Annotated in this window: 2 pseudogenes; both read left to right on the forward strand. The window is 31.8% G+C overall.

The annotated features are described in order from the left end of the window. A pseudogene (locus L8U41_RS07835) lies at positions 1 to 225 on the forward strand (hypothetical protein); the annotation flags it as partial. Positions 226 to 278: 53 nt separating this feature from the next. Further along, positions 279 to 590 (forward strand): annotated as a pseudogene (gene traN, locus L8U41_RS07840) (conjugal transfer protein TraN); the annotation flags it as partial. Positions 591 to 820: the final 230 nt, after the last annotated feature.

Raw genomic sequence — 820 nt, forward strand, 5'->3', positions numbered from 1 at the left:
ACTAGCCATATTGAAGATGATGATGCTCAAGTTGGTATTAATGATGAAAATAATAATGGTTGGGAAGATGATGGTTCTTATAGAGGACAAATTTTTATCTTTAATAAAAAAGATAATAGATGTCGCTCTAAAGACAAATTTTTTGGCTTAACTGGGGGTGGTTGCTGTGATAAAGATAAAGTATTTATAGGGCTTGTACCTTGTAAAGAAGATGAAAAAAGCTAGCTAAACTCAATAAGCAAAATAGATGTGTAGAAGTTGGTGAATATTGCTCTAAAAAAATTAAATTCATAGCTTGTATTCAGCATAAAAAAACACATTGTTGTTTTAATTCAAAATTAGCAAGAATATTTAATGAGCAAGGACGCCCACAAATTGGAAGAGGTTGGGGTTCTCCAAAGAGTCCTGACTGTAGAGGATTTACTCCAGAAGAATTTCAAAAGTTAGATTTTAGTGAAATAGATTTAAGTGAATTTATTGCTGATATTGTTGGAAGTATTGATGTAGATAAAATACAAGCTGATTCTATAAAAATACAAGAAAAGATTGAAAGCAATCTTGAGAATTTAATAAAAAAACCTACTAATTAAAAAGAAAATAAAATTATAGAAAGGAGATGGAGTTTAGTTAAAAGTTTTTTGGTAAAAGCCAAAGGGATTGTTCTAAACCCTGCAAAAGCAGGGGATACTCAATAAGCCTTGACATAGCAAAGCATTAAGAGTATAATTATTAGAACAATGTTGAGCATTTAACTCACCTCCCTTCTGGGCGGTAAATTAACGCTAAAGGGTTGCGCCCCTTTGGCGTTGCACCCTTAATA

The organism is Campylobacter sp. RKI_CA19_01116 (genome assembly GCF_025771405.1).
Lineage (GTDB): Bacteria > Campylobacterota > Campylobacteria > Campylobacterales > Campylobacteraceae > Campylobacter_D.